This window comes from Methanococcus voltae, from assembly GCF_017875395.1.
Taxonomy (GTDB): domain Archaea; phylum AGJL01; class Methanococci; order Methanococcales; family Methanococcaceae; genus Methanococcus; species Methanococcus voltae_C.
In genome coordinates this window covers 348,330-372,820 of sequence record NZ_JAGGMO010000001.1, presented here as the reverse complement: position 1 = coordinate 372,820, position 24,491 = coordinate 348,330, and the positions used below count along the sequence as shown (strand labels likewise).

Below are 24,491 nucleotides of genomic sequence, written 5' to 3'. Positions count from 1 at the left end.
TAGGTAAGATAACCGAAAAGGTTCTCACATCAACGGGAGTAATCCCGTAGGGAATGTAGCGAATGCTGAACCCGGAAACAAAATACTGACTACAGTGAGTGATAAAAATGAGTATGTACAAACATATCCAAGAAGCATGGAAAAAACCTGCTGAATCATATGTTAAGGACTTACAATGGGCAAGAATGCAAGATTGGAGAAAAGAACCAACAGTTGTAAGATTAGAAAAACCTACAAGAATCGACAGAGCAAGAAACTTAGGTTACAAGGCAAAACAAGGAATTATCGTAGTTAGAGTTGCTGTAAGAAGAGGAGGTTTAAGAAAACCTAGGCCAAAACACTCTAAAAAACCAGCAACATTAGCAGTTAAGAAAATTACAATGGCAAAATCAATTCAAAGAATTGCTGAGGAAAGAGCTGCTAAAAAATACCCTAACATGGAAGTTTTAAACTCATACTGGGTAGGCGAAGACGGTAAAAGAAAATGGTTCGAAGTAATCTTAGTAGATGTAAACTGTTCAACCATCAAAAACGATAAGAAGTACAGCTTCTTAGCAGATGGCGCTAACAAGTGTAGAGTTTACAGAGGATTAACCTCAGCAGGTAAAAAAGGTAGAGGTCTTATGTACAAAGGTAAAGGTGCTGAAAAAGTAAGACCTGGCGTAAGAGCTAACCAAAAGAAAACAAAATAATTAAATCATTAGTTAAGTAATATAAGATAAATTATATTATTTTTAATATTTTTTAATTATTAGTTTTAGTTTTAAATTTATTTTTATTTTATTTTTATTTTATACAACTAAGTCAACGTTGAAATTATATTTTGATATAATATCTAATTTATAAATACACATAATAATAGCTATTTTATGATAATATAAGATATTAAATTAATAAACTATTTTTAAATTTAAAAGAATACTATTTTATATTTAAATATTAAACAATATATTAACAATATTTTTGGGGATACGATGATTAACAGTATAAAAATATCTACAATTTCAAATGCAACAGAAGACGAAGAAAAGATTCTCGACGCTATTTCATTTTTCATACCTGAAGTAATCGATGAAGAAGATATCGATTTAGAGGTAACTGAAACAGAGGGCTGTTTTGGTAATCCAATAAATATATACTCTGCTAAACTTAAAAATAAGAAAGCAAAAATGACTTACGATTACATAATCAACATGTTAAAACAAAATGAAAAGAATGTTGAAAATTTAAAAAATGATGTAGATTTAAGAATTGAGAAGAATGCTTTATATTTAAGGTTTGATAAACAAAAAGCATATTTAAACGAATGTGTTCTTTCAGATGGTGATGACACCGTGAGAGTTTTAATAAAATTCAAGCTTTTCAAACCAAGTGGGAAAGAAGAAGAAGTTAAAAGAATAATTTTAGAGCGTTTAGAATCTAAATCTGTATTTTAATAATCTATAAATTTAATATTTAAGCTATAATTTATTAATTTATTAATTTATTAACTTAATCTATTAATCTACTAATTTATTCAATCTAGTATTTAGTCGGGGGTGCCACGATGCACGAATTATCATACGCTACTTCAATATTAAATTCACTTTTAGAAGCTGTCGAAAATCAAAAAGAACTTGGCAGAAAGCCATTGAAAGTTTCAGAAATAAACCTGGAAGTCGGAGAATTAACTTTAATACAAATGGAGCAGTTAAAATTTGCTTTTGAGGTAATTGCTGAAGATACAATATGCAATGGTATGAAATTTAATATAGAGTATATAAAACCTCAAGTGCAGTGTAAAGATTGCGGTTATGAGGGTGATGTGGTACCTAAAGACGAAATTGGAGTTTACTGCCCGAAATGTAATAGTATGCATCTTAAAATAAAGGGTGGAAAAGAATTTAACATAAAGAATGCAATACTTGAATTTGATGATGAAGAATAATTCAAAAAATAAAGAATAATATAATAAAAAAAATAAAGTAGATTTATATGATAAAATTATGTAAATAAAGAGTATTAAACCTTATTGAAGTGATTTATTCTCTTTTTTCGAATAACTTTTTTGAAACTCCGCAAATTGGACAATACCATTTTTCAGGTAGTTCTTCAAAAGGAATTTCTTCTACTTTTTCATCATAAAAGTATTCGCAAATGGTACAATCCCAGATAGCCATAATATACCCCTTTAATTAACTATAGCTTTATAGGTAAGTAGTTTGTACTTAAATATTTAGTATAATTTATTTTATGTTTTATGATATCTTAGATTTTATAATTTTTTAAACATTTCTTTTTTTGCGCCACAAACAGGACACTTACAATCTGGTGAAAGGTCTTCAAATTTCTTTTTTTCTTTATCCTCATCGTATTTGTACCCACAAACAGTGCATTGCCAAACTGCCATAGTAACACCCCTCAAATTTAGCTTTTTTAGCTTTTTTTTATCTTTTATATTATATATTTAAATTATCATTAAAATCTTATATATATTTAATTATTTAATTATTTAATTATATTATTACCCCGCCACGTAAATGTTAATTATCATTGAAGTTTTAACTACATTATTGATTAAATAATATTAATTTTTCAATATTGGCTTTTTCTTCTTCTGTTAACTTTGTTTTATCGAATGATGCACCCAAAGCAGTCCATAATATTGAATCAATATGTAACGGAGGAATTTCCGCTGATTCGGAAACATCTCTCCAGAATTCCAACATATATTTGTCGGTTAATTTAATACCTTGTATTTTTTTAGGACTTTTTAAATCCATATCCAATATTTTTTTAGTGTATTTTTCAATTCTACTATCTAATGGTATTTCTATATTCATAGGGTAAGCAATATATTGGTTAAATGAAATTCTACAAGCATATCCATACATTTTAATTGAAAATACAACTGTTTTAGCACTTTTTTGAGTATCTAAATTTTTAGATATAATATTTCTCAATTCGTCCATATTTTCGTAATAATATTTTATTTCTTCAAATGTCAAATCTTTTAAAAATTCATATATTTTTTCAAGTCTTTTTATTTTAGTAATATGAAATCTCCTATTTCCTTTAGAATTTTTCAAAAAATTAACAAATTCATCAAGTAATAGTTCCTTATTGCCCGAATACTTCTCTAATATTTTATTTTCCTTATTGGACCAGTATTTGCTGAATTCAGTCCACCAGGCTTCGCCCGTACTGGAAAGCTGGTAACTAATAAGCGAATTCATAACCACTAATTTAACAAAAACTTCTATGGCTAAATCTTTGTAAAAGTCCTTAATTTCATCTTCAACTTGTTCTATTAGGCTATTGTGTAAATTAGTTAGCATCTGATATTGAACGTCAATTTCTTCTTCAAATTTCCTTGCGGTATTAATATCAAAGTTTTTAAGTAATTTAATCAATTCATTTTTTTTATCTTCTCCACCATTCTTCACTGCCTTGCCACTTGTAATTTTCTTCATAATATCACACACTTCAGACTACTGTACTTAATAGTATAATTTTAATAAAATATATTATGTGTTTTCCGAATTATATACTCGGTGCTATTGTGAGAGGAATATACGTAATAATTTTTCTCATCAAATATATTTAAATATATAAATTATTTTCATAATTTTCATATTGTATATATGTGTATGAACTATATATTACCTAGCTTAAAAAGTTAAGAAAATAAAAAATAAATTAAAAATAAATTAAAAATAAGTAAAAAAAATAAATTAAAAAATTAAACTATAAATGGGATATAATGAATAATTTTCAAGGTTATGATACTAAATTTATTGAAAATATTGAAAATATTGAAAAAAATGATTTTAAAAAAAATATGACATTGAACAAAAATAAGTTGAATAAATTATATAACGAAAGAGTAATTGAAAGGGGTAACCAATACTATTTAAATCGAAATATTATTTATTCGATAAAATACAATAATTTTTTATACGGGATGGTTTCAGGGGGTAAAAAATACAAAGTTAAGGTGGATTTGACAACATTAACGGGTGACTGCACTTGTGGGTATAAAAACAACTGTAAACACGCATATGCACTAATTCTATCTTATTTCAATGGCAATTATATCAATGGTTTAGAATTATTGTCTAAATTAGATTGTATGCCAAAGGAAGATTTATTAATACTTTTAAAGGATTTAATTGTGGATAATTATTTATGGGATGATCATTTGATCGAAGAAAATGAGTTAGAACTTGCTAAAAAAATGCTAAAATTAGTAAATTTAGAACGAAAAAACATATTCACATTTAAATCTTATTTATCGAATGAATTCCTCAATAAAGCAACTGAAGAACAAATCTTGGAGTTTATAAAATACTTCCTAAATTCAAAAATGGCTCATGACATTGAAGAAAAATATTATGAAGAAATACTTCATAGCTTAGTATCTGAGATATTTAAGCGTAAAAATGAATTATATATCACAGAACTTTTAAAAGTGTCTAAATCCAAAGCTGATTTGTGGATGGTTAATGATTACATAATCGATAATGAATATTATTACTTATTAGATTAATTAATGTATTGTTAATCATTAGATTACCTAATGAATATATTTATATAATTAATATGTCATAAAAAATAGTGTTATAAATTATATTATGTTATAATACCTGTACTATGTCCACCAAATAATGGATTATTGTGTGGCTATGTATTATATAATTTAATAACCAAGTTATTATTAATAATGTTAATATTGGTGATAAAATGGATTTAGATGTTAGCGGAACTGTATGTCCAATGCCGGTTTTAAAAACTAAAAAAGCATTAGACTCAATGAGCTCAGGGGAAGAATTAACTGTAACAGGAGATTATAAACCTGCTTTACAAAATATCGTAAGATTTGTAGAAGAAAAAGGACACAAAGTACTTTCAGCAGACGGAAATTCTGACGGTTTTAAAGTAGTTATTTTAAAAAATTAATTAGATAAGAGGTATCCTTATGAAATTTGCTGTAATTATCACAACTGCACCGTATGGTCAAGAAAGAGCATATTCTGCATTAAGATTTGCTCTTACATCACTCGTAGAAGGAATTGACGTAAATATTTTCTTATTAGAAGATGGCGTTTATGTCGCAAAAGATACTCAAAATCCAGTAGATGTTCCAAATTATTTAGAACTTTTAAAAGGTGCAATTGACGCAGGAGCTGTTGTTAAAGCTTGTGGACCTTGTGCAAAAGCAAGAGGTCTTTCAGAAGATTTAATTGAAGGCGTTCAATTAGCTACAATGCATGATTTAGTAGATTTCGTTAAAGATTCTGATAGAACAATTACCTTTTAATTTTAAATCATATCATATCATATGATTAATCAATAATTATTTTCATTTTATATTTTTTACTTTTATTTTATTTTAGTTTATTATCCTATTTTTTACTTTTAGATTTTTTTTATATCCAAATATTATATCAATCGATATGTTTATAATCAATTTTTTATATCCAAATGTGCATATTCATATCTAAAATAAGAATATGTTATAATTACAATTTAATTACAATTTAATTATAATTATAAATTATTTAATTTGGTGAATCATGTTTTTAGAATCTAAATACAATACTTTAAAAAAATTACAATATGCAGTGGATAATAATTTAGTGGATAAAGAAATAATGTACTTTGTAGACCGTATAAATGAAGAAGATGATTATTATACAACTAGTAGTTGTATAGGACGTTGTGGAATTATGGAATTTCCAAAAAACGTAAATACGAAGATTTATTCACGTTGGTTGGGTAAATGGCACCATTATGCAACATCCGAAGAAATGATGGAAGCCTTAGAAGATGCCTCGGATAATTACGATAGACTTTATTTCGTTTTAAACTCCCCTATAATGCACATAGCTTGTAAAGATGCAGTTTCTGCTAAGAAACTTTTGGAAATAGCTTATCACAACGGTTTAAAGGCCTCATCTGTAAAATCACTATCTGAAAAGCGATATATTGTGGAATTTTTAACAACAATGAGATTAGATGCTCCAATTGGTTATAATGGAAAATTGGTCGTAGATAATGATTATTTAAATATTTTATTAGATGAAGGAAATTTAAAACTTATGAAAGCAAGAGATATGTTGCACAAGGTTTATTTAAAATTTGATGAAGAATTTAATCTTTAAATTTAAATTTTAGATTTATTCTTTATGTATTTATATTACTAATTTATTTATTAATTGATTAATTAAAAAATTAACAATTTAGAAAATTAGAAAATTAAAAACAATTAAAAAGTATATTATAAGTTAAGATAGAGATATAAATAAATGATAATTAATATGATTATATATTATCAGAATGCCAATAGATATTAAGTTTAAAATGGTGAGAGTTTGAAAGTATTTATTTATCCTACAAATAGCCTTATCTTAGCAGATTTAGTGGAGAGATTTGGGCACAAACCATTAATGATTAACAACGCAATTGGTGAAAAGGTAAGGAATGCAGAAATTGACCATCCGCCAATGAATATTACTGACGAGGATCCGAAAAAAGGGTTAAAATATGCAGCTATCGAAGTTCCATCTGGCGTTAGGGGTAGAATGTCAATGATTGGACCACTCATCGATGAAGCAGAAGCAGCAATCATAATGAACAAAGCACCAATGGGTTTCGGTTGTGTCGGTTGCGAAAGAACAAACGAATTAACAAAATACCTTGTTAGGAGGTCCGAAGTGCCAATATTAAATTTAGAATATCCTGAATCTGAAGAGGATGCAAAAGTAATCGTTAAAAAAATAGCTTTATTCTTGGAAGGTTTAGAAGATAAAAAATAAAATAATATAATTTAAAAATAATTTAATACTATTACTTTTTCCATATTTTTTTAAATTTTTATGAGGGGGAATATGAAAGATGAATTTATAAAAGAATGGACTATCGGTTTAAAAAATGAAATACTGGCAAATTCTTGCCAAAAATATAAAGAATCTACGCAGAACTTTTTTAAAGAACAATTGGGGGAAATAATTGGTGTTAGAACTCCTACTCTAAGAAAAATTTCTAAAACATACTATCGTAATTTAGAAAAATTTTTAAAGGGATATTATAAAGAATCATGCAAAAATAACGATAAAGATGAGATTAATCGTTTGATAAAAAATGATATTTATGGCATTTGTAATGCCCTTCTCGAAGAAAAAGTTCATGATTATGGGTATCTATCATTGATACTATTACATAGTGCTAAAAAGTATTATGAAAAAGAAGATTTTGAATTTTTTTCAGAATTGTTATCTAATCATATAACGAATTGGGCATTTTGTGACGAATTTTCTATACACGCATTCTATGAATTGACTAATAAATATCCTGAATTACTAGATGACTTATTTAAACTTACAGATTCGGAAAACCGTTGGATGCAAAGGTCGAGTGCAGTTACTTTAATATTTCACATAAAAAGAGGGGATATTAGGGATAGAGTATTCAAAACCGCAGACGTTTTAATCTTAAAACGTGACGATATGGTGGAAAAAGGCATAGGATGGCTTTTAAAAGTTACTGCAGATAGCTATCAACAAGATGTTTATAATTATGTTTTAACTAATAAGGAAAAGATGACTCGAACTACTTTAAGGTATGCAATTGAAAAAATGCCCCAGGAGTTAAGAAAAGAAGCAATGAGTTAATCTGATATTTTTTTATTTTTACATCATATTTTTTAAATAATTTTTAATATTTTACTATTTTATTATTTTTTATATCTAATTTTTATATCTAATTTTAATTTTTCAATACATTTTAAGGTAAGCTTTATATCCTATTATTTAATACTATATACTGAATTAACTATGTATACAATTACGAAATTATACATTTATCTACTATCAATTACAAATTCTTAAAAGTGAAATTATGATACAAAAATGCAGAGAATGTGGAAAAGAATACGACGTTGACGAAATTATTTACAACTGTGAATGTGGCGGTCTTTTAGAGATTAAATACGACCTCGAAAAAATTAAAAGCGAAGTTTCAAAGGAAAAATTAAGAGAAAGAAGAAGTGGAGTTTGGAGATACTTAGAATATTTACCTGTTAAAGATACTAATAAAATAGTTAGCCTTTGGGAAGGTGGAACTCCATTATACAAATGTGATAACTTAGCTAAAAAATTAGGTTTAAAGGAACTTTACGTTAAGAATGAAGGTGCAAACCCAACCGGTAGCTTTAAAGATAGGGGAATGACTGTAGGTGTAACAAGAGCGAACGAATTAGGCGCTCCTGTAGTTGGTTGTGCTTCAACAGGTAACACTTCAGCATCATTGGCAGCTTACTCAGCAAGGTCTGGAAAAAAATGTATCGTTTTATTACCTGGTGGTAAAGTAGCACTCGGTAAGTTAGCTCAGGCAATGTTTTACGGTGCAAAAGTTGTCCAAATCAACGGTAACTTTGACCAAGCTTTAGTTATGATTAAAAACTTAGCTCTTGAAAATAAACTTTACTTACTTAACTCTGTAAACCCATTCAGATTAGAAGGTCAAAAAACAATTGGTTTCGAAATTTGCGATCAATTAGATTTTGAGGCTCCAAGTGCTGTTATTTTACCCGTAGGTAATGCAGGAAACATAAGTGCAATATGGAAAGGTTTCAAAGAGTTTAAAGAAACAGAGTTAATCGATAGCTTACCTAAAATGATTGGTATCCAGGCAGAAGGTGCTCAACCAATCGTTAAAGCATACAAAGCTCAAAAAGATAACATTATCCCAGAAGAAAGCCCTGAAACAATTGCTACAGCAATAAGAATCGGAAACCCTGTAAACGCTGTAAAAGCTCTCGAAGCTATCAATCAATCAAACGGTTTAGCTGAATTCGTAACTGATGAAGAAATAACAGCGGCTCAAAAGTTATTAGCTCAAACGGAAGGTATTTTCGTAGAACCAGCATCTGCATCATCAATCGCAGGTTTAATAAAATTGTTAGACATGGGAGCAGTTGATAAAGATGGTAAAATTGTATGTATTACTACAGGAAACGGTTTAAAAGACCCTGACGCAGCAATTAAAGCAAGTATCTTACCATCTGAAATTGAATGCGACATGGAAGTCTTAAGAAAAGTAATTGAAGAATAATCAAATAAATACTTAAATAACTTTAATTTTTTTAAATAATATTGATTTGTTTTTATTTTATTTTTTAAAGCTAATTATTATAATTATAACGTATAATTCATAATAAAATACGCTATGTTATATACAAATTAACAAATATTACGTTAAAAATAATCGGGTGAATTATGACAAATCCAAAAGATATAATATTTAAAGAGTCCGAAGATTTAGAGCAAATTTTTGAAACTCTCGAATATGTCAAAGGGCCAAATTTAGATGAAGAAATTTCTTTAAAAGAAATTGTAAGTGATTTTTATCCAAAAATGGGTTTTCAAGCGTCACACTTAGGAAAAGCTGTAAAAATTTGGAAAAAAATCGAAGAAATTAGGAAAAATGAAGAGTTAGTAGTTTTCATGGGATATACTTCAAATATGGTTTCATCAGGATTGAGAGAAATCATAGCAAACCTAGTAAAACACAAAAAGGTGGATGTTTTAGTTACAACCGCTGGCGGTATCGAAGAAGACTTTATAAAATGCGTAAAGCCTTTTATAATGGGTGATTGGAACTTAAACGGTGTTGAATTACGTGAACAAGGTATAAACAGAATTGGAAATATTTATGTACCAAATGACCGATATATTGAATTTGAGACTTATATGACAAAGTTTTTTGACGAATTAGCATTGAAACAAAAAGAAACACATAAAGTGACTTCTGCAAGTGAATTTTGTTATGAATTGGGTAGATTCATGGACGAAAACCTTGAAGGGGAGAAAGAAGATTCTATAATTTATTGGGCATATAAAAATAATATTCCAATCTTCTGCCCTGCTATCACAGATGGTTCAATCGGAGATATGCTCTATTTCTACAAGAAAAACGAAAAAGAGACTAATTTGATTATAGATATTGCAAGTGACATTGTAAAATTAAACGATAAAGCAATAGATGCTAATAAAACAGCTTGCATTGTTTTAGGCGGTTCATTACCTAAACATAGTATAATTAATGCTAATCTATTCAGGGAAGGAACTGATTATGCAATCTACATAACAACTGCAACACCTGCCGACGGTTCTTTAAGTGGCGCTCCACCAGAAGAAGGCGTTTCTTGGGGTAAAATTCAAACAAAAGCGGATTATACGGAAATATGGGCAGATGCTACAATCGTATTCCCTATATTAACCTATGCAGTTTTTAAATAAAATTTTTAAATAAAATATCAATATAAATTTTAACTTTTTTAAATTTTTAGTTTTTTTAAAATAGATATTAACCTTGGATAATTTTAACTAAAATTAAAATTTAAAACATTAAAAGAATTTAGTAAATTCAAATAATTTAAAAAATATCTAACGGTTAATAAAAATATATGATAATATTTTTATTAAATAAGATTTAAGCTTATATAAATCGTTCATGCAAACTTGGTAAATATAACGGTGTTTTATCAAGTATTAACATATAACATAATCCATATATTTTAAAATATCAACTAAATGAATTCAAATTATTAAATACTGGTATTTAATAGGGTGACCTTAATTAAGTGGTTATGTGCAACTAATGCACATTACATTATAGTACTTACGTAATATATATAGCTTACGATTTAATATTGAGGTAATTAGCGTATTATTTAGAATCCAAAAAATGGGTTAAAATGTTTAAAAAACTGAAATTCGAGCTAATAAAATAATGGGTAGGTATCAAATTATTAAATACTAAGCGGTAAAAAAATAAACTTATTGCAAATATTAGTACATATTATGTATATTAAAATATTAAAAATATTAAAAAATAATTTTGTTATTGTATTTTTGATATTTCATATTTCATATTTCGTATTTTATATTTGGCATATTTATCTAAAATTTAGTTTTGTAGTTCATTTTTCAAAATATAACCTAAAGCTTGACCAAAAGCAATTCCGCCGTCTCCATTAGGTACGTTTTTATGTAAAATTACATTAAATCCTTTATTTTTCAACTTATTTACAATATGCTCAGTTATTATTTTATTATATGTAACCCCGCCTGTGAGTCCAATAGTATTAATATTCAAATTTTCAGCACATTTTAAGCTAATAGTTACTAAACAATTTGATAAAGCTAAATGTGCATAATATGCTATTCCATTTTTACTAAACATACTGTTCTGTAGCATTTCGTAACAATCATAGACTATTTCTGTAGTATTAATTATATTATTTTCACAATCAATGTATTTTGAATAATCCATATTTTCAACAAGTTTTAAAACTTGATTTTTTTCGTCAATATCGCAAGTATTCGCAAAGGCTTCTAACCTTATGGATGGTTCCCCGTCATAAGTCTTTTTAAAGCAAACAGACAATAAAGAAGCTATACTATCTAAAAACCTACCCGTGGATGTGGTAATTGAAGTATTTAAACCACTTTTTATTTGCATTTTAATTAATTTCAATTCTTTTTCATTTAATTCGGGATATGCTCCAATATATCCTTTTATATATTCAAAAGATTTTTCAAGCCCTATTTTTTTACTAAGTATCGAGAATAGCATTCTAATAGGATATTTGGTGGATAAATCACCACCCAATTGTATTTGTTCTTCTAAATGACCTATACGGTGTATATCATACTTTTCATCACAATAAAGTAGCTCACCGCCCCAAATATTGCCATCTTTCCCATATCCGAGTCCATCAAGTGCAATAGTTATATTTGGTTCAAAAAATTCATTATCCCCCATTAACGAATAAACATGAGCTTCATGATGTTGTATATCATATAATTTCGTATTATATTCTTTTGATAGTTCATTCGCAAATTTTTTGGAGTTAAATTGAGGGTGCAAATCACAAACAATTGTATATAATTTATTGGTATTTGTTAACCTTAGGATATTATGTACTGCATCCTTTAGGTAGTTGTAAGTTTCATATTTGGACGTATTTCCAATATATTGAGTCATATAAAACTTATTTCCTTTTGATAAGCAAGCTACTGAATTTAATTCTGCTCCGACAGATAATATATTTTTTGATATATTATTATTCTTATTATTCTTATTATTCTTATTATTTGAAAGCCCACTTTTTGAAAAATCTATTTCTATAGGTTCGGGAGCATAACCTCTCGAACGCCTTAATAACATCATTCTACCGGAAATATGTTTTAAAACGCTATCGTCACACCGATTTACAATATCTCGGTCATGTAATAAGAAATAATCCGCAATATCGCATAAGCTTTCGATAATTTTGTCATTGGTAATTGCCATGGGCAAACCTGGTAGATTTGCAGAAGTCATAACATATGCAGTACATTTGTCAAATAACAAATAATGTAACCCAGAATAAGGTAGCATAACGCCTATAGTATCTAAATTAGATATATTTTTTGATATATATTTTTCGTAATCATTTTTTTTCTTTGTTAAGGCTACTATTGGCTTTCGATATGAATTTAAAGTATCATCTTCCATTTTTGTAGGTTCTGAAAATAATTTGTACTTTTCTTCGGTAGTCATAATTGCAAAGGCTTGTGTTGGTCTATTAAGCCTTTTTCTAAGTTCTAAAACTGCTTCATCATTATTGGCATCACAAACTAAATGTGTGCCACCTATACCTTTAATTGCAATTATTTTGCCATTTTCTAACAATTCAACGGTTTTTTTAATGGCTAATTCTTTTTCAAATAACTCTTTACCCTTTGAATCGGTTAAAAATACTTTTGGACCACATTTCTGGCAACAATTGGCCTGTGCATGAAATCTTCTATCATTTGGATTTTTGTATTCTTCTTCACATTCCTCACATAATGGAAATTTGTCCATAGAGGTGTTTTCTCTGTCATAAGGTAGCTTTTTTATAACCGTAAATCTTGGACCACAGTTTACACAGGCAATAAAAGGATAATTATATCTAAAATCTTCTTTATCTTTAAGTTCTCTAATACAATCCTCACATAACGCCACATCGGGAGGTATCGTACCAGCTACTTCGTTATCCACATTTTGACTTGTGTATATCTTAAATTCGTTTTTTAATTCATTTAATTCTATTATTTCGTTCAATTCACTTAAATTATTATCTTTTAAATCTTTTAAATCCATATCTTCTATTTCTAATTTATTTATTTTGGATAACACTGGTTTTTCCCCTTCTAAACTTCTTAAAAAATTATTTATATCGTTTAAATTCCCATTTATCACTATTTCTACAAAATTTCCTTTATTTTTAACATATCCTGTCAAATTGTTCTTCTTTGCAATATTATATACAAAAGGTCTGAAACCAACGCCTTGAACAATCCCACTTACAAAAATTTTTTTTAGCATTTTATCACTTAATCAAATAAAACAATGTGTAGTATATTCATAAATTAGTTAAAGTTCAATATATATCTTGATATGATTTTATTAATTACTTTTCAATTAGTTTAAATATATCTATAAATTTAAATTATTAAATTATTAACTTTAAAAAAAGGCTTATATATTCATTTTAGTTTATAATCTAAAATTGTAATAATAATTGCAAAAATAAGTTTAAAATAGAAAAATAAATTAATTATAATTATTTATTAGTTTATTTATTAATACTTTTTATTTAAATATCTTCTGTATAAACATTTTGGATAGTCAGTACACCCCAAAAATTCTCCTTTTTTGGTTTTAATGGTTCTTAAAGCACTTCCACACCATGGGCATACATCATCGCTTCTATTTTTTAATTCGTCGGTTAATGTATTTTTGTTTTTACACAATCTGTCGCCATTATATCGTATAACTTCGTTTTCTACATCAACGTAAACTAAGTAGTTTTCGAACAACTTTGCATTTTCCAAATCAATGATTAATTCATCATTTTTATGGCATAAACCTTTGGTTATTTCAGATTCTGTTTTTAAGGGTAATAACCAAAATCCTTCGCCTGAATAATTAAACATCTTGGACATGTATTTAATTCTACCTATTAACCATTCATAGTCTCTATTTGCGATATATTCTGCACTTTCTTCTATGGATTTTAATTCATTTCTGTCTTTAATCCTGTCAAGTACATCTTTCACATGAATATCGTTCTTTGAATAGTCTTCAAGTAATAGATTTTTAAAAGTAGCTATAAATTCTGGTTTGCTAATTTTAACTGCTAATAATAATCCATTGAATCCATTGCCTACGATATATTTTTCTTTTTCTATTAATGAATCTTTATCAAATTTCAAATAAACTCTTGCATTTATAAAGTTATTTCCGTTTTCAGATTTTCCTTTTTTAATTATGAAAGAGGTTCTATAGTTCTGAGTAATTCCATAATAGAAAACTGGTTTTTTACCGTTTTTAATTCCAATCATCGAAACCAAGCATTCTGGAACTTGCCAATCTTGACCAAAGTTATTTTTATCTAATTCTGTTACGTTAAAGTGTATATTTTTTGTTAATTCCTTGAATAAGTCGTGCCCCATTTTTTCACCGAGGTATGATTAAAATATATAAAATAAGTTTTAAATTATTATTACTTTTATATATCCAACCTATATTCTTGTTTTGTTGTTTCAATTAAGTCTAATTTAAGTTTATTTTTAAGTTATGTTTTTAATATTGTATAGTACTATTTTATAAGTTAATTGAGCACTATTTGGTATTTTTTAGAATTTTAATTTTATAATTAGTTAATTAAATGGCTGGTTAATTTAGATATTTAATTTTCAGGTTTCGGTAAACTTTCATCTTCACATTCGATTACTAAAATTAAAGGACCACTACCTTCTAAATATTCATTTACACATTTTTTTATTTCATTTTCGGATTTAACCAATTTGGATGTTATTCCATAGGCTTCTCCAAGCTTTACATAGTCTGGGTTATCTAAATCACAAAAAATATTTAGTCTACTATTTTTCATAATTACGATTAATATTTTTAAGTTATTTTTGGCAACAGTAGCTAATTCTTGGATATTCATCTGAATTCCGCCATCCCCATTAATATTTATGACTTCCCTATCTATGCTTTTATCAATACATCCATACTTTACGCCGATGGCGCAAGGAAGTCCAAAACCCATGGTACCCATGCTGTGGGAGGAAATTATACTTTTAGGTAGCATACATGTCTTAAATAGTGACGTAAATACAGTATGATTCCCAGCATCTGTTACAATAATTGAATCATTAGGGATTGATTCTATTAATTCTTTAACTTTTTTGGAGTAGTCTCCAAATTTAATTATATTGTTTAAACTATGGCTACTATTTTTGTAGTTTTTATTGTACTTTTTAAAAATGTCACATTTTTCAAAAATATCGTTAATATTTCTAACGATTAATTCAATATCTGAAATATTGTTGATATTCACATTTAACTCAACAATTTTTGATTTAATATCGTCCCAGGATTCAAGGATTGTATTATATGATAAACTTGAACCTAAGTTTATTATTAAATCACAGTTTTTCAAATGTTCGTTTGCAAAATACCCTCTTCTACCAATCATGCCCAAACATTTTTCGTTTTCTTCCGAAATAATGCCCCTTGCAGGGTACGTGGTGACAATAGGGATTTTTAAACTGTTCAACATGTTATTAATTTGAAGTATTTCAGAATAGTTCAGTTGTCCAAAAATACCTTGCCCTACAAGTAATATGGGGTTTTTAGAATTTTGAACGATTTCATTATTTTTTAAAGTCTCAAAATATTCATTAATTTCAAGATTTTTAGAATTTTTAGTAGTATTCATATTATTTATTTTATATGTAGCATGTATATTGTTACATAATTCACTATTGTTATAATTATTAATATACTTTTCATAAGATTTATAATTCTTTGTAATTTTTAATAAACTACTAGATTTATCTAGTGAATTATAGACATTTTTGGAAATATTAATTTGTATGGGTTTTCGGTTGAAAAAACTTTTTTCAAATACATTTTTTATAGTAGACAAGTTTTTGTCGTCTGATTCAAAAATATAACTACCTTCTTCGAAATCTAGGAAATCCATGGGTATTTCTTGAAAAAATTCAGTACCGATATATTTTGAAGAACAACGCCCTGTAAAACACACAATAGATGAATTATCCCGAAATGCTGTAGCGACACTTGTGGTTATGTTTGTTGCGCCAGGTCCTGCAGTTACTAAACAAACACCCGTTTCGTTAGTAATCCTGGAGTAACCATCGGCCATGTGTGCAGCAGCCTGTTCGTGTTTAACATTTACTAGATTAATATTTGAATTTTCAATAGCCCTATAAAATGGAAGTATTTGTTCACCGGGGTAAGAAAATATCGTTTTTATATCATTATATTCTAGAAAATTAATCAATTTGTCTACAAATTCTTTAGAATTTGAATTATCCATCAAATCCCTCATTTAAGTTTTATTTTCAATATCTATATTGCTAATTACGTTAATAATTACGTTAATAATTAGGTTAATAATTAGGTTAATAAATTTATGTTAATAAATATATGGCTAATAACCATATATAAAATTATAAATCTGTAAAATTTATATTATTTAATTGTTAATTTCTTCAAGAGTATATTCCAATTTGGGGGAATAATTAGCTAATAATTTAAAAACATGGTTAAAATATTCCTCAAAAGTTTTAAAATCTTCAAATTTTGAATTTTCAATAATGTAGTCGCCTACATCGTCATCCTTAGCATTCAATATTTTAAAAACTTTTGAGCCTTTGGTTAATCTAGGATTATCGAGAATTTCGTCTTTATCTCCGTCAGTAATGCCAATTATCTTAATATTAAATCTTGCAAGTATGTCCCCACAAACAGTGGTTGTATCATCACCAATGGTTACAACTGCTGAAACAGGACCATTTTTTAACATTTCCAATGTATTTTCGCCAGCATGGTGTATAAATAATAGATTTCCAACATTTTGCACATTTTCAATGTCTTTACTATCTATCTTATTTTTAATTTCACTAGTTTCATCATTATTTTTACAAAAGTTGCTGTGCCGTCTTAACATACCGGTTTTTATAATTATTTTATTTAAATCAATATCTCCTAGTTTTTCAACACCATGCCATTTGACATTTGCATTTTCAATATCTACAAGTTTTCCATTTTTACAAATGATCGTAACTTCTTCTCCTTTTGAGCGCCCTACTACTATACCATTAACCATAATTGATTCATCAGGGCTTACACCATGTATTTTACGATATTGATTCCCTAATTCATCGTAATAGACATTCATGCCTTCACTTATGCAATTTTCAACGGCGATATCAAATTTTTGACTGATAGTTTCGATCAACTCGTCAATAAAGTGTTCTATATCATCACAGGTATTGTCCTTAGCTATATCTTCATTATCTTTATTTTCTAAATCAACGTCATTTAAAAACTTTTTATTCCATAATATTATTGTTCCATCTTTTTCGCCAGGTCTTTCAATTTGAACAATTGGTTTGTGGATTTTGGAGTTATTTATGACTATTTTACCGAATGTATGTCCTGTAATTTTTGATTTTCCATAATTGAGCAAAAATAAGACGTCATTGAATTCCCCAAGTTTTTGAATCGATTTAGAGGGTACTAATTTTTCAGAAATGTCAATAATTTCTTCTAAATTATTATCTATAACAGCAACCCTACCCATAGTACCGCCTAATTTTACAAATATTTCTTTTTCAACATAATTTTCAGCGGAAACTTGATAATTTTTAATTATATCAATTATTTTTTTTGCATATCCACTGTCGATAATCTCGGGCCCATGAACTACAATTCCTATTTTTAAAACATTTTTACAAAAATTGTTTTCCATAATTTCACTTTCAATTAACTATTTAATTTTATTAACTATTTAGTTTTATTCGTTAAATTCTATCCCATTTTCATCTAGTGGGCATATATATTGGCAATCTTTGCAAAATATACACGAATTGATATCTAATTTTATAATACATGACTTGTTGTAATCTTTGGGCAATATTATAGCATTCATTGGACAATAATTTTTACAAATCATACATTCGTTTTTTGAATTTTGAACATTATTGCCAATATTACAATAACTACAATTATCAGATATTGTAATTTTACCTTTTTTATCGTAGTATATGGCTTTTTCGGGGCATTTTGGAATACAAAGACCACAATCGTTGCATTCCCTAGTAATGTATGGTGTTTTTATCACAGGTATTTCATTCATAATTATAGGAATTGTACAAAATAACGCACAATAACCGCATTTTATACATTTTTCAGAATCTATATCAAACCTATTTTCATGTATTGCGTCTACTGGACATACATTTGCACAAGCTCCACAATTTTCACAAATAACATCTTTAAATTTGAATACGGTTATTGATTCAGTGGGGCAAGCTTTTTCACATAATCCACAAGCTAAACACTCTATAACCAAGGGTTTTTTAGTCCTAGCCTGTTTTTCAAATTCTTTTGGATTTAAAACGTTTGAAAGAATATTTTTTAATAGTTTGCTCTTCGAAATACCTTTTTTAACTGTTTTTTTTAGCATAGTATCCCTAAAATATAAAAATAAACCATATTTTTATATTATTATACCGTTAATTTGGTTTAAATTAATTTATTTTAATTTAATTTTTAGCATTATTATTATTATTTTCAACTGTGTCGTCATTTTCATTTTTTGGGTTTAATTCCATTAACTCTTTTAAATATTCAATTAAATTGTCTTTTCCAATATGTGAACGTAATTCATAAATTTTCAAAGGAGTTATTTTTTCGTATAATTTATTATCTTCAATATTTAAGTCTCTTGCCCTTGAATTTCCGATTCTAATTGCTATATCGTTTAAATTAGCGTCCATATTATCAGCAAGGTGTATAATCCAAGCTTCTATAGAATCAGGACGTGAAGACCCAAAATCACCATGGTGACTCGAAACTACTTTAATCAATTTCAATGGAAAATCTCTTTTATATAATTCTGACACCGCCAATGTCAAATGTTCCAAATGGAAATCTGAAGTATGGTCAAATCTTCTAATAACTTTCGTTTCAATCGTGTATCCAGGTTTCTCAGATTCACAATCTGCATTATTTTTGTTTCCGTTACTTTCTTTATTTTCGTTATTTCTAACTTTATATTCTTTTATTTCTTCTTTTAATACGTAGTTTTGGGGTTTCATGATATCATGAAGTAAGGCTCCCGAAACTATTAAATCTTTATCCAGTTCTAATCCATAAACATCTTCTAAAGCTGTCGCAATATTGTAGGATAGTTTAGTAACTGCCATAGTATGCTCTAAAAGTCCTTTTGGATATTTATGATGTCTTTTAACACTCGCAGGGGATTCTTCCAAGGAAACATTTGAATTTTCTATTTCACAATGTGTTGGAATCGGATTTTTTATAAATTCAATTGTTTTTTCTCTAAGTTCGGGGTCTTTTATTTTCTTTGTTTCATCAAATAGGCTTTCAATGCTTAAGTTATCCATATTATTTTTATGATTTACCATATTGTTCCTCAATTATTATTTAATTTTTGCAATTTTTTAATATTTTTATTTTAATTCAATATTCATATGTCACACATGTGTAATAAATATATCATTATGACCCATTTTAGAATTAATTAAAATTTTAATATTAATCTGCTATGAACTACAATGACAAATATAAATTACCAAAAATAAAATGGCAATTAATAAATAATTTAGAATGATATATTCTAAATACGTAAACATAGTTATAAATTATACTATAATAAAAAATAAATAACGTAAATAACGTAACTAAAATAAGTAAATATAACTTAGAGTAAATAAAATTAATTAAAGCGTATATATTATTTAGATATGGGTGTAATAATATGATAGAACTTGCAAAACAACATTTAAAAAAAGTATTGGAAACATCTGGTTCAAATACAAACTGCGAATATTACCCTTGCCATTATGAAGGCCAATCGTGTTTATGGTGCTATTGTCCATTTTACCCCTGTAATGATGAAGAGTTGGGAGATTGCATTACAAGAAAGGATGGTTCTAAAATATGGAGCTGTATGAAATGTAAATGGATTCATAAACCCGAAATAGCTTCTGAAGTTTTGAAACAAATATTAGAAATCACGCAAATGGATACTATTGAAGAAGCTGTTAAGAAATTAGACGAAGACCCATCTATATTGGAAAATATTAAAAAGAATGTAGAAAATAAACTTGGAAAGAATAATGACTAATGAAATTAAAATAAGTAATATATAAAATACTTAAGATAAATTAAGATAAAAATAAGATAAATTAAAATAATAACCAAATAACTACTATATTTTAAATAATTAAATAAAATATAGAACTATATGGATTTAAACGTGGAATTATGGATTTTTTGATTATTGCATACATTTTAAATGGATTATTAATTGGTTTGGCTACTTACACCGATATAAAGGAAAAGATAATACCTCATTATATCACAATTTTTATGTTTTTGATAAACATTTCTGTTGGATTTTATTATTTCGGCTTTGATTCGATAACTGCATTAATATCTACGCTAATTTTGGGCTTAATACTTGGTGTAGGTATGGGGGGAGGAGATATTAAGCTTTTTGCCACATTGGCGCCCATATTTGCATATTCTAGCTTTTTATACATCCCCATCCCAATTTTTGCAATAATCTTGTTAAGTTTCATATTTGCAAGTATTTGGCCAATGAAATCCATATTTATAAAATATTGGAAAGAAATCGTACCTTCTGCAGGATATATGGCAATGATAATTGGCTTTATTACTTATTTGGTAACTTTTTATGGTTTACCTTTCAAAACTTTGTTTGTTTGGGGTTTTGCAATTTTATCAATAATATCAATTAGGAAATTTTCAGGTTATCGAACTTTATCAAAATATTTGGGTTATTTATCACCATTATATCTTATTATAATATATTTGGTAGATAGCTCTTATTTCGTAACTCAAAATGTACTAATGACTTTCATAGTTTATGGCCTAGAATTATGCTTACTTTCAGTAGTATTGTATGCTTTAACTGGTGAAGAAATATCTACGAAAAAGCCCGTTTCTGAATTAAATGAAGGCGATATTATACGGGATATAATTATCATAAACGGTGAAAATGTCACTGTTGAAAATTCTGGACTTTTAAAACGTATAAAAATAATGTTTAATGCCCAAATTGGAAAAATAGAAGGCAAAGTTATTAATTTAGATGGCGAAGGTATATCCAATGAAGAAATGGAATTGATAAGGGATTTAAATTCTAAAGGTAAATTGGATGAATTAAATATTTTAAAAACTTATCCTTTCGTACCTTTTGTATTGCTAAGTTATATAACAATTTTAGTTGTAAAATACTTAAATATTTACCCAATTTAAATTTTATTCTTATTTTTATTTTCTATTTTATTATTCTTATTTTATGGTTTAATTTATCATGACATGATTTCAGTTATTCATTTATAATTACTATCATCAATAATTACTATATTCATATATATCATAAAAAAAATATGATATATTATGTGAAATAATCTATGAATTAAATATACTTGTATAAAAATAATTTCTCAATAATTTCACATTATTCGGTGAAACTTTGAAAAAAATAGAAAATAATATTTTTAAAATGAATAATCGTCGAAAAAGGGGTAAAAAAGGTCAATTATCTTTGGAATTTTCAGTTATGGTATTGGCAATACTTGTAATTTCTTATGCTATGACTTCCCATTTCATGAACGATGTTTTAAACCAACAGGTTAAAAATGTGGGTGATGTGGATATACTTGCAAAATCTGCCGTAAATTTTCTAAATGCAGGTTATAATGGTTCAGATGCAAGATTATACTTCATACGTTCTGAGATAATCAACCGTGAAGGTCAATATGATATAACAATCGTATTGGCAAACGATACGCCAATTTCCGAATCTGATAAAGAATATTTAAGAGATTATATTACGGATAATTTATCTGCAAATGCTACAGTTACCTTACAATTTGAAAATTAAACCAATTTATGAGTAAATTACCTCGTACTTATCGCTAATCTAAACCCATAAATTAATATAAAATGTAAAAGATAGAGTACATTATAAAAAGAGTATTTTGTACTTGGTACATTATATTTAAATTATTCAAATTATTCAAATTTTTATTATATTTAATTTTATTTATGATACCCATTATTTATCATTAATTATTGACAATATTGTTATATTTAAGGGGGAAATAATGTCTGCTGAGGAGTATAGCGATAAAGTAAAGTCTTTGAAGTCAAAATCAAAAAAATCTTCAAGAATTTATTATAGGCACCTTCGTTCGGTTTTGATATTGGCACTGATAACAGTTATTATTGTTAGTTCTTACTACATATATACCAATATAAAAGCTGAAGATCAGGTCAGGCTGGAGCAAACCAAGGAATCATCCATAATTACTGTAAATAATCTGTTTGAAGCTTATCCATCAGACCATCGAAGGTTATCTTTTATTGCCAAAATACAAAATAGTCAATCTATATCGGAAGTTAACGAAGTAGTCGATGAAGCTACTGATTATATACAGGTCAAGGAATATAAAGATTCGTCCATAGGTCAAATTATCGCCATGTATGGTTCTTATTATGATTACAGTAGTAGGGCGCCAGAATTGGTTCGTAAAATACAAAGTGCAAATAGTATTGATGAAATAGATGAATATTTCAGTACCATTGATATAAAATCTGAAATAACAACTGTATTGAATAGTTACGTGGATTATCAGCTATCATCTGGTGACGAATACTATTATGTCAAAACAAAAACCACTAGGATATTTATAAATAGAGATAATTTGAAGAAATACGTAGAATCATTAAATTTAGGAAGTTTAGATGGATTTTCAGTAACTTCCGTTAAAGGAATGGATAAAGTAACCCTAATGTTAAATTCGGACCAATGTGGTAAATTACCAGAAATTGGCGAATTTATTAAAATATATTCAAAGAATGACACTAATTTCTTAACATATGCAATTGTAGATAATTCATACATGGCATTATCTAACTTGGAATATTCCGAAACTAAACGTGTATCCTCCGTAGTAGAAGATGATGGTAACGAAGATACTTTAGAAAGTAGCTCTTCTGTATCCTATACATTGGACAACGTACCAGGAATATTGCACGCTACAGTAGCAGGAAAATTGGATTATGGTAGCGTAAGTAATAAATTTTCAAGTTATGGGCAAAAACTAAATGAAATTGAAGAAAAAACTCAAATATTTGACGATAATGTCAATTATGTATTAATTGTGTCAATACCTTCAGAGCAAATTCCAATGCTTATTTCGAAGAATAGTGAAGAACTTGTAATTGTAAGAACATTAGGTGGTTTGGATGAGGTCTAACTCTAAAGGCAGAGATGTTAACACTTTGAAAGGGAATATTAACTTTAAAATTCCCATATTCTTCTTTTTCATATTATTTATATTATTATCCGTAAATACAACATTTGCGGAGACCAATATAGCTTCTATAAATACAAATTGGGAATTTAAGGGAGATATGACGAATAATAACCCTTATTCGGTTTTTGTAAATGTTCCAACGGAAGTTAAATATGAAATTAAAGAATTAAAGAAAGTTCAATATTTTAAAACATTAGATTATGATGATTATGATGATAATGGTTACGAGTATGACATGTTAAATGTGGACGTAGATCCATTATCTGAACTAAATGGTAGAACTGGGTTTTGGATACCACCATATTCAAAGGTAACTTTTAAATTTTATGGCGCAGGTATTGACTATCTAGTTGTAGATTATGAAGAAGACGAAGAGGAAAACGACAATGATGAAGAAGATGACAATGGCGATACAATACAATCTAGCATCCCAAAAATTATCGTTAACATAACTAGGGGCGATGATTTAGGTTTGGATTATACCGAAGATAAAATGGAAATTGTTGGGCCAATGGTTCTATCAAATATCAAAGTAATTGATATGAATGAATTTATACCTGCATATAAAAATAACGGCATAGGGTTGAGCAATGTGAGACTTTATGTACGTGGCAATTTGGTTAATTTAGCGGGTGGCACCATATCTATAGTCATGCCAGCACCAATTATATTAAATGGTTATTCGGAAATAAATACGTATAAAGCTATAAATGGTCCAAAAGCTTGGATGGATTCTTACAATACTTGGATAAGTCAATTTAAAGAATTATCTAGTAAACATAACCACATTGATAGTTTTTTACTACCTACACTCACTGATTATTCAATAAACAGTAATTCTTTAGATGTGCCTGCATTTGCATATACTACAGATTCACCTGAAGAAGTCGGATTTTATTATGTAGTAAAATGGGAGCCAAAATCTTCAGATTTAGAGGTTGAAGATTTATTTATTTAATTATTTTAAAAATGAATAGAATAAATAGAATATATTATATA

25 protein-coding genes are annotated in these 24,491 nt (G+C 27.6%); 16 read left to right on the top strand and 9 right to left on the bottom strand.

What is annotated here, in order from left to right:
• The first annotated feature begins 107 nt into the window (after window positions 1-107).
• The 3 genes from J2127_RS01720 to hypA all read left to right on the top strand — a co-directional run bounded on the left by J2127_RS01720 (window position 108) and on the right by hypA (window position 1,927).
• Window positions 108-692 (top strand): 50S ribosomal protein L15e, encoded by a 585-nt coding sequence (locus tag J2127_RS01720; protein WP_209731707.1) that lies wholly within the window; start codon window positions 108-110, stop codon window positions 690-692.
• A 282-nt stretch (window positions 693-974) separates the two neighbouring features.
• Entirely contained in the window at window positions 975-1,436 is a 462-nt protein-coding gene (locus J2127_RS01715) for an RNA-binding domain-containing protein (RefSeq protein WP_209731706.1), read from the top strand.
• A gap of 110 nt (window positions 1,437-1,546) precedes the next feature.
• The gene (gene hypA / locus J2127_RS01710) at window positions 1,547-1,927 is read left to right on the top strand and encodes a hydrogenase maturation nickel metallochaperone HypA (RefSeq protein WP_209731705.1); all 381 of its coding nucleotides are present in this window, start codon (window positions 1,547-1,549) and stop codon (window positions 1,925-1,927) included.
• Window positions 1,928-2,021: 94 nt separating this feature from the next.
• Here hypA and J2127_RS01705 read toward each other — a convergent pair whose 3' ends face one another.
• The 3 genes from J2127_RS01705 to J2127_RS01695 all read right to left on the bottom strand — a co-directional run bounded on the left by J2127_RS01705 (window position 2,022) and on the right by J2127_RS01695 (window position 3,452).
• Window positions 2,022-2,159, bottom strand: coding sequence for a rubredoxin (locus J2127_RS01705; protein WP_209731704.1), 138 nt, complete (start codon window positions 2,157-2,159; stop codon window positions 2,022-2,024).
• A gap of 95 nt (window positions 2,160-2,254) precedes the next feature.
• A complete protein-coding gene (locus tag J2127_RS01700) occupies window positions 2,255-2,389 on the bottom strand; it encodes a rubredoxin (RefSeq protein ID WP_209590118.1) in 135 nt (44 codons plus the stop codon).
• 160 nt (window positions 2,390-2,549) lie between these two features.
• On the bottom strand, window positions 2,550-3,452 hold the full coding sequence (locus J2127_RS01695; protein WP_245326408.1) for an N-glycosylase/DNA lyase: 903 nt from the start codon (window positions 3,450-3,452) through the stop codon (window positions 2,550-2,552).
• A gap of 290 nt (window positions 3,453-3,742) precedes the next feature.
• Between J2127_RS01695 and J2127_RS01690 the strand changes: the two genes are divergently transcribed.
• From J2127_RS01690 to J2127_RS01655, 8 genes are all read left to right on the top strand, one after another.
• Window positions 3,743-4,528 (top strand): SWIM zinc finger family protein, encoded by a 786-nt coding sequence (locus J2127_RS01690; RefSeq protein ID WP_209731703.1) that lies wholly within the window; start codon window positions 3,743-3,745, stop codon window positions 4,526-4,528.
• 194 nt (window positions 4,529-4,722) lie between these two features.
• The gene (locus J2127_RS01685; RefSeq protein ID WP_209731702.1) at window positions 4,723-4,938 is read left to right on the top strand and encodes a sulfurtransferase TusA family protein; all 216 of its coding nucleotides are present in this window, start codon (window positions 4,723-4,725) and stop codon (window positions 4,936-4,938) included.
• Between the two features lie 19 nt (window positions 4,939-4,957).
• On the top strand, window positions 4,958-5,299 hold the full coding sequence (locus J2127_RS01680) for a DsrE/DsrF/TusD sulfur relay family protein (RefSeq protein ID WP_209731701.1): 342 nt from the start codon (window positions 4,958-4,960) through the stop codon (window positions 5,297-5,299).
• A gap of 256 nt (window positions 5,300-5,555) precedes the next feature.
• The gene (gene taw3, locus J2127_RS01675) at window positions 5,556-6,143 is read left to right on the top strand and encodes a tRNA(Phe) 7-((3-amino-3-carboxypropyl)-4-demethylwyosine(37)-N(4))-methyltransferase Taw3 (RefSeq protein ID WP_209731700.1); all 588 of its coding nucleotides are present in this window, start codon (window positions 5,556-5,558) and stop codon (window positions 6,141-6,143) included.
• A 210-nt stretch (window positions 6,144-6,353) separates the two neighbouring features.
• On the top strand, window positions 6,354-6,797 hold the full coding sequence (locus tag J2127_RS01670) for a methanogenesis marker 5 protein (RefSeq protein WP_209731699.1): 444 nt from the start codon (window positions 6,354-6,356) through the stop codon (window positions 6,795-6,797).
• A gap of 72 nt (window positions 6,798-6,869) precedes the next feature.
• Complete coding sequence (locus J2127_RS01665; RefSeq protein ID WP_209731698.1) at window positions 6,870-7,652, top strand: DNA alkylation repair protein; 783 nt, start codon at window positions 6,870-6,872, stop codon at window positions 7,650-7,652.
• 226 nt (window positions 7,653-7,878) lie between these two features.
• The gene (gene thrC / locus J2127_RS01660; RefSeq protein ID WP_209731697.1) at window positions 7,879-9,093 is read left to right on the top strand and encodes a threonine synthase; all 1,215 of its coding nucleotides are present in this window, start codon (window positions 7,879-7,881) and stop codon (window positions 9,091-9,093) included.
• 164 nt (window positions 9,094-9,257) lie between these two features.
• Window positions 9,258-10,280 carry a deoxyhypusine synthase gene (locus J2127_RS01655; RefSeq protein ID WP_209731696.1) on the top strand — a complete coding sequence of 341 codons (1,023 nt, stop codon included), beginning with the start codon at window positions 9,258-9,260 and terminating at the stop codon, window positions 10,278-10,280.
• Window positions 10,281-10,950: 670 nt separating this feature from the next.
• On the opposite strand, the gene hypF is transcribed toward J2127_RS01655, so the two are convergent.
• From hypF to J2127_RS01625, 6 genes are all read right to left on the bottom strand, one after another.
• Window positions 10,951-13,398, bottom strand: a complete 2,448-nt coding sequence (hypF, locus tag J2127_RS01650) for a carbamoyltransferase HypF (RefSeq protein ID WP_209731695.1) — start codon at window positions 13,396-13,398, stop codon at window positions 10,951-10,953.
• Window positions 13,399-13,655: 257 nt separating this feature from the next.
• Entirely contained in the window at window positions 13,656-14,528 is an 873-nt protein-coding gene (locus tag J2127_RS01645; RefSeq protein ID WP_209731694.1) for a topoisomerase DNA-binding C4 zinc finger domain-containing protein, read from the bottom strand.
• Window positions 14,529-14,764: 236 nt separating this feature from the next.
• Window positions 14,765-16,426 (bottom strand): thiamine pyrophosphate-binding protein, encoded by a 1,662-nt coding sequence (locus tag J2127_RS01640; RefSeq protein WP_209731693.1) that lies wholly within the window; start codon window positions 16,424-16,426, stop codon window positions 14,765-14,767.
• 159 nt (window positions 16,427-16,585) lie between these two features.
• On the bottom strand, window positions 16,586-17,863 hold the full coding sequence (locus J2127_RS01635; RefSeq protein WP_209731692.1) for a DUF2117 domain-containing protein: 1,278 nt from the start codon (window positions 17,861-17,863) through the stop codon (window positions 16,586-16,588).
• A 45-nt stretch (window positions 17,864-17,908) separates the two neighbouring features.
• Window positions 17,909-18,580: a 4Fe-4S binding protein gene (locus tag J2127_RS01630; protein ID WP_209731691.1), complete on the bottom strand. Its 672-nt coding sequence runs from the start codon at window positions 18,578-18,580 to the stop codon at window positions 17,909-17,911.
• A 79-nt stretch (window positions 18,581-18,659) separates the two neighbouring features.
• A complete protein-coding gene (locus J2127_RS01625) occupies window positions 18,660-19,544 on the bottom strand; it encodes an HDIG domain-containing metalloprotein (RefSeq protein WP_209731690.1) in 885 nt (294 codons plus the stop codon).
• 353 nt (window positions 19,545-19,897) lie between these two features.
• Here J2127_RS01625 and J2127_RS01620 point away from each other — a divergent pair, with 353 nt between their 5' ends.
• The 5 genes from J2127_RS01620 (at window position 19,898) to J2127_RS01600 (ending at window position 24,450) form a co-directional block, all read left to right on the top strand.
• Window positions 19,898-20,266 carry a cysteine-rich small domain-containing protein gene (locus J2127_RS01620; protein WP_209731689.1) on the top strand — a complete coding sequence of 123 codons (369 nt, stop codon included), beginning with the start codon at window positions 19,898-19,900 and terminating at the stop codon, window positions 20,264-20,266.
• Window positions 20,267-20,406: 140 nt separating this feature from the next.
• Complete coding sequence (locus J2127_RS01615) at window positions 20,407-21,423, top strand: A24 family peptidase C-terminal domain-containing protein (protein WP_209731688.1); 1,017 nt, start codon at window positions 20,407-20,409, stop codon at window positions 21,421-21,423.
• 220 nt (window positions 21,424-21,643) lie between these two features.
• Window positions 21,644-22,054, top strand: a complete 411-nt coding sequence (locus J2127_RS01610; RefSeq protein ID WP_209731687.1) for a class III signal peptide-containing protein — start codon at window positions 21,644-21,646, stop codon at window positions 22,052-22,054.
• A 223-nt stretch (window positions 22,055-22,277) separates the two neighbouring features.
• A complete protein-coding gene (locus J2127_RS01605) occupies window positions 22,278-23,432 on the top strand; it encodes a DUF515 domain-containing protein (RefSeq protein WP_209731686.1) in 1,155 nt (384 codons plus the stop codon).
• On the top strand, window positions 23,422-24,450 hold the full coding sequence (locus tag J2127_RS01600) for a hypothetical protein (protein ID WP_209731685.1): 1,029 nt from the start codon (window positions 23,422-23,424) through the stop codon (window positions 24,448-24,450). Before J2127_RS01605 ends, J2127_RS01600 begins: the two co-directional genes overlap by 11 nt.
• The last annotated feature ends 41 nt before the right edge of the window (window positions 24,451-24,491 follow it).

Excerpts from the sequence above, each read along its gene's own strand:
- J2127_RS01605 (WP_209731686.1), top strand. The coding sequence starts at position 22,278 with ATGTCTGCTGAGGAGTATAGCGATAAAGTAAAGTCTTTGAAGTCAAAA.
- J2127_RS01615 (WP_209731688.1), top strand. The coding sequence starts at position 20,407 with ATGGATTTTTTGATTATTGCATACATTTTAAATGGATTATTAATTGGT.
- J2127_RS01655 (WP_209731696.1), top strand. The coding sequence starts at position 9,258 with ATGACAAATCCAAAAGATATAATATTTAAAGAGTCCGAAGATTTAGAG.
- J2127_RS01600 (WP_209731685.1), top strand. The coding sequence starts at position 23,422 with ATGAGGTCTAACTCTAAAGGCAGAGATGTTAACACTTTGAAAGGGAAT.
- J2127_RS01635 (WP_209731692.1), bottom strand. The coding sequence starts at position 17,863 with ATGGAAAACAATTTTTGTAAAAATGTTTTAAAAATAGGAATTGTAGTT.
- J2127_RS01620 (WP_209731689.1), top strand. The coding sequence starts at position 19,898 with ATGATAGAACTTGCAAAACAACATTTAAAAAAAGTATTGGAAACATCT.
- hypF (WP_209731695.1), bottom strand. The coding sequence starts at position 13,398 with ATGCTAAAAAAAATTTTTGTAAGTGGGATTGTTCAAGGCGTTGGTTTC.
- J2127_RS01700 (WP_209590118.1), bottom strand. The coding sequence starts at position 2,389 with ATGGCAGTTTGGCAATGCACTGTTTGTGGGTACAAATACGATGAGGAT.
- J2127_RS01640 (WP_209731693.1), bottom strand. The coding sequence starts at position 16,426 with ATGGATAATTCAAATTCTAAAGAATTTGTAGACAAATTGATTAATTTT.
- taw3 (WP_209731700.1), top strand. The coding sequence starts at position 5,556 with ATGTTTTTAGAATCTAAATACAATACTTTAAAAAAATTACAATATGCA.
- J2127_RS01695 (WP_245326408.1), bottom strand. The coding sequence starts at position 3,452 with ATGAAGAAAATTACAAGTGGCAAGGCAGTGAAGAATGGTGGAGAAGAT.
- J2127_RS01690 (WP_209731703.1), top strand. The coding sequence starts at position 3,743 with ATGAATAATTTTCAAGGTTATGATACTAAATTTATTGAAAATATTGAA.
- J2127_RS01705 (WP_209731704.1), bottom strand. The coding sequence starts at position 2,159 with ATGGCTATCTGGGATTGTACCATTTGCGAATACTTTTATGATGAAAAA.
- J2127_RS01645 (WP_209731694.1), bottom strand. The coding sequence starts at position 14,528 with ATGGGGCACGACTTATTCAAGGAATTAACAAAAAATATACACTTTAAC.
- J2127_RS01720 (WP_209731707.1), top strand. The coding sequence starts at position 108 with ATGAGTATGTACAAACATATCCAAGAAGCATGGAAAAAACCTGCTGAA.
- J2127_RS01665 (WP_209731698.1), top strand. The coding sequence starts at position 6,870 with ATGAAAGATGAATTTATAAAAGAATGGACTATCGGTTTAAAAAATGAA.
- hypA (WP_209731705.1), top strand. The coding sequence starts at position 1,547 with ATGCACGAATTATCATACGCTACTTCAATATTAAATTCACTTTTAGAA.
- J2127_RS01685 (WP_209731702.1), top strand. The coding sequence starts at position 4,723 with ATGGATTTAGATGTTAGCGGAACTGTATGTCCAATGCCGGTTTTAAAA.
- J2127_RS01680 (WP_209731701.1), top strand. The coding sequence starts at position 4,958 with ATGAAATTTGCTGTAATTATCACAACTGCACCGTATGGTCAAGAAAGA.
- J2127_RS01630 (WP_209731691.1), bottom strand. The coding sequence starts at position 18,580 with ATGCTAAAAAAAACAGTTAAAAAAGGTATTTCGAAGAGCAAACTATTA.
- J2127_RS01625 (WP_209731690.1), bottom strand. The coding sequence starts at position 19,544 with ATGGTAAATCATAAAAATAATATGGATAACTTAAGCATTGAAAGCCTA.
- J2127_RS01715 (WP_209731706.1), top strand. The coding sequence starts at position 975 with ATGATTAACAGTATAAAAATATCTACAATTTCAAATGCAACAGAAGAC.
- thrC (WP_209731697.1), top strand. The coding sequence starts at position 7,879 with ATGATACAAAAATGCAGAGAATGTGGAAAAGAATACGACGTTGACGAA.